The sequence below is a fragment of the Teichococcus aerofrigidensis genome (assembly GCF_054073225.1).
Genome location: NZ_JBSXMU010000199.1, coordinates 1 through 3,521 on the forward strand (window position 1 = coordinate 1; position 3,521 = coordinate 3,521).

Annotated in this window: 4 protein-coding genes; 3 read left to right on the forward strand and 1 reads right to left on the reverse strand. The window is 74.6% G+C overall.

The features are described from left to right. Positions 1 to 109: 109 nt before the first annotated feature. Entirely contained in the window at positions 110 to 1,597 is a 1,488-nt protein-coding gene (locus ACVMLK_RS20320; RefSeq protein ID WP_457487452.1) for a leucyl aminopeptidase, read from the reverse strand. 249 nt (positions 1,598 to 1,846) lie between these two features. Here ACVMLK_RS20320 and alaE point away from each other — a divergent pair, with 249 nt between their 5' ends. The 3 genes from alaE to ACVMLK_RS20335 form a co-directional block, all read left to right on the forward strand. Next, entirely contained in the window at positions 1,847 to 2,308 is a 462-nt protein-coding gene (alaE, locus tag ACVMLK_RS20325; protein ID WP_457487453.1) for an L-alanine exporter AlaE, read from the forward strand. A 67-nt stretch (positions 2,309 to 2,375) separates the two neighbouring features. Beyond that, positions 2,376 to 3,137 (forward strand): 3'(2'),5'-bisphosphate nucleotidase CysQ, encoded by a 762-nt coding sequence (gene cysQ, locus ACVMLK_RS20330; protein WP_422922568.1) that lies wholly within the window; start codon positions 2,376 to 2,378, stop codon positions 3,135 to 3,137. Then, the coding region (locus tag ACVMLK_RS20335; RefSeq protein ID WP_457487454.1) for an L-threonylcarbamoyladenylate synthase at positions 3,134 to 3,521 on the forward strand (388 nt) is incomplete at its 3' end. The genes cysQ and ACVMLK_RS20335, both read left to right, overlap by 4 nt.

The following is a 3,521-nucleotide window of genomic DNA, read 5'->3' on the forward strand; positions in this document are numbered from 1 at the left end:
GGCCAGGGCAGCAGGCGCGGGCGCGCCGCCGCCTTGCGCCCCAGCCGCCCGCGCAGCCGCAGCCGCATCGGCCGGAAGCGCGCCGCCTCGGCCGGCTCCGACGCCACGCTCAGCCTTCGTAGTGCCCGGCCACCAGACGGTCGAGCAGCCGCACGCCGAAGGCGGTCGCGCCCTTGGGCGTGGTCGCGCCGTCCTTGGTGGCCCAGGCGGTGCCGGCGATATCGAGATGCGCCCAGGCGACATGGCCCTCGCGCGTGTCGATGAAGCGCTGGATGAACTGCGCCGCGCTGATCGAGCCGCCCGGCCGGCCGCCGACGTTCTTCATGTCGGCGATGTCGGACCGGATCAGCTTGTCGTAGGCCTCGCCCAGCGGCATGCGCCAGAGCTTCTCCTCGACCTCCGCGCCGGCCGCCAGCAGCTTCTGCGCCAGGTCGTCGTCGTTGCTGAACAGGCCGGCATGCTCGTGGCCAAGGGCGACGATGATGGCGCCGGTCAGGGTCGCGAGGTCGATCATGCAGCGCGGCCGGAAGCGCTCCCGCGCGTACCAGAGCAGATCGGCCAGGACGAGCCGCCCCTCGGCGTCGGTGTTGATCACCTCGATGGTCTGGCCGGAATAGGAGGTCACGACATCGCCCGGCCGCTGCGCCGTGCCGGAGGGCATGTTCTCCACCAGCCCGACCAGCCCGACGACATCGGCCCGCGCCTTGCGCCCGGCGATCGCCGCCATGGCGCCGATGACGGCCCCGGCGCCGGCCATGTCGTACTTCATGTCCTCCATGCCGCCGGCGGATTTGAGCGAGATGCCGCCGGTGTCGAAGGTGACGCCCTTGCCGATCAGCGCGACCGGCGGCGCGTCGCTGGCGGGCCCGGCGCCCTTCCATTGCATGACCACGACGCGCGGCTCGCGCGCGCTGCCCTGCGCCACGCCGAGCATCGCGCCGAAGCCCAGCTTGCTCAGCTCCTTCGGCCCCAGCACCTCGACCTCGACGCCGAGCTTCTCCAGCCCGCGGCAGCGCTCGGCCATCTCCTCGGGGAAGAGCACGTTGGGCGGCTCGCTGACCAGGTCGCGCGCCAGGAAGACGCCGTCGGCGATGGCCGAGAGCGTGGCGAAGGCGGCCTTGGCCTCGGAGGGCGCGGCGCTGGCGAGGGAGAGGCGCACCAGCTTCGGCCTGTCCTCGGCCTTCTCCCGGGTGCGGTACTTGTCGAAGCGGTAGCTCCGCAGCCGGGCGCCGGAGGCGAAGGCGGCGGTCAGCGCGGCGTTCAGCCCGTCGGTCGCGATGAAGGCCTCGGGATCGCCCGCGATCAGCGGCCAGGCCGCCCCGCCCGCCGCCTCGGCCGTCCGCGCGTCGGGCGTGGCGCCCAGGCCGATGGCCACGATGCGGGAGAGATGCCCGCCCTTCCCGCCCGGCGCCCAGAGGGTGCAGCTCTGCCCCTTCCGCCCCTTGAAGCCCGCCGCCTCCAGCGCGCGCGTGACGGCACCCTCCGTCGCCGCATCCGCCTCCCGCGCCAGCCCCGCCAGGGTGAAGCCCTCGGCCAGCGGCAGCACCAGGGCGCCGGAGCGGGGAAGGGCGGGCTTGACGAAGAGGATATCGGTCATCGCGGAGTCCTGGCTGGTGCGCGTCGGCGGTGTTGCCCGAACGATAACACCGGGTCGACGGGATGCCAGGGGGAGGAACGCCAAGGGGAGGGACGCCAGGGGGCAGCGCCGCCGCCCCGCGGGGCCATGGCGGGGGCCGGATGCCCTCCTGGCCGCGGGCCGCCCCGGCGGTCGACAGGGCCGTCACGCGAGGGTCCACTGTCGGGCTCGGAGCCTATCGCCACCCGATGCCCCAGCCAAGGCCAGGACATGACCCTCCCCTCGCAGCCTCCTCCGCGGCGCCACGCCTTCGTCGCCGATACCACCGCCCTCCTCCTGTTCTTCACCACCACGGGGGTCATCAACGAGCGCTTCATCGCCGGCATGAGCTGGGAGCAGGTGGGCCAGGCCCGGCTGCTGGGCGCGGCCCTGATGATCCCCATCGGCCGCCCCTATGGCCTCTGGCGGGACTGGCTGATGCGGCGCGCCCGGCCGGGCCGCCTGTCGCGGCTGCTGTGGGACAGCCTGGCGCTGGTCAGCTTCCAGGTCCCGATCTACGCGGCGATCATCGCGGTCAGCGGTGCCTCGGGGCGAGGCCTGCTGCTCGGGATCCTCGGCGCCACGGCGATGATGCTGGCCCTGGGGCGCCCCTATGGCGCCTTCCTGAACTGGGTCCGGGCACGGTTCGGCCTCCCCCCGGGCGGCATGCGGCCGATGAGCCTGAACGGCTGAGGCCGGCGCGGCGGTCCCCGCAAGACTCGCGCGGCGCGGCTCCCGTGGTGCTACACCCTCCCGCACCATGACCGAGCAAGACCTCCTCGCCCTCGCCGCGCGCCTCGCCGAGCGCGCCGCCGCCGCCATCCTCACCGTGCGCGATGCCGGCTTCGCCGTGGAGCGGAAGGAGGATATGAGCCCCGTCACCGCCGCCGACCGCCTGGCCGAGGCGCTGATCACCGAGGGGCTGCGCGAGGCCACGCCGGAGATCCCCGTGGTGGCGGAGGAGGAATGCTCGGCCGGGATCATCACAGCCGCCGCGCCGCGCTACTGGCTGGTCGATCCGCTCGACGGCACGCGGGAATTCGCCGCCGGGCGGGAGGAGTTCACGGTCAATATCGGCCTCGTCGAGAAGGGCCGGCCGCTGCTCGGCGCCGTCGCCATCCCGGCCACCGGCGAGCTGTTCACCGGCCTCGTCGGCCGGGGCGCGTGGAAGCGCGACGCGGCGGGCGAGCGCCCGATCCAGGCCCGCCGCCCGCCGCCGGAGGGCCTCACCGTCATGGCCAGCCGTCACTACAGGGACGATCCGCGCCTGCCGGAATTCCTCGCCGGGCGGCGGGTGGCGCGCATCGTGCAGATCGGCTCGGCGGTGAAGTTCTGCCGCCTGGCCGAGGGCGTGGCCGATCTCTATCCGCGCTTCGGCCGCACCATGGAATGGGATACCGCGGCGCCCGAGGCGGTGCTGGTGGCGGCCGGCGGCCGGGTGACGAATTTCGACGGCACGCCGCTGGCCTACGGCAAGCCCGGCTGGGAGAACCAGCCCTTCCTCTGCCACGGCGCCGCGTGAGCACCGTGCTGCTGGACCCGGCGGAGGGCGGCGTCGCGCGCGCGGCGGCGCTGCTGCGCCAGGGCAGGCTGGTCGCCTTCCCGACCGAGACGGTCTATGGCCTCGGCGCCGATGCGCGAAACCCGGAGGCCGTGGCGCGCATCTTCGCCGCCAAGGGCCGGCCGCGCTTCAACCCGCTGATCAGCCACTTCCCCGAGGCGGAGGCCGCCTTCGCCGAGGTGGTCGCCGACGACCGCGCCCGGCGCCTGGCCGCGCGCTTCTGGCCCGGGCCGCTGACCCTGGTGCTGCCGCGCGCGCCGGGCAGCCGCATCGACCTGCTGACCGGCGCCGGCCTGCCGACGCTCGCCGTGCGCGTGCCGGCGCATCCCCTGGCCCGGGCCCTGC

Coding starts and splice junctions, on each gene's coding strand:
- alaE (WP_457487453.1), top strand. CDS start 1,847: ATGACCCTCCCCTCGCAGCCTCCTCCGCGGCGCCACGCCTTCGTCGCC.
- cysQ (WP_422922568.1), top strand. CDS start 2,376: ATGACCGAGCAAGACCTCCTCGCCCTCGCCGCGCGCCTCGCCGAGCGC.
- ACVMLK_RS20320 (WP_457487452.1), bottom strand. CDS start 1,597: ATGACCGATATCCTCTTCGTCAAGCCCGCCCTTCCCCGCTCCGGCGCC.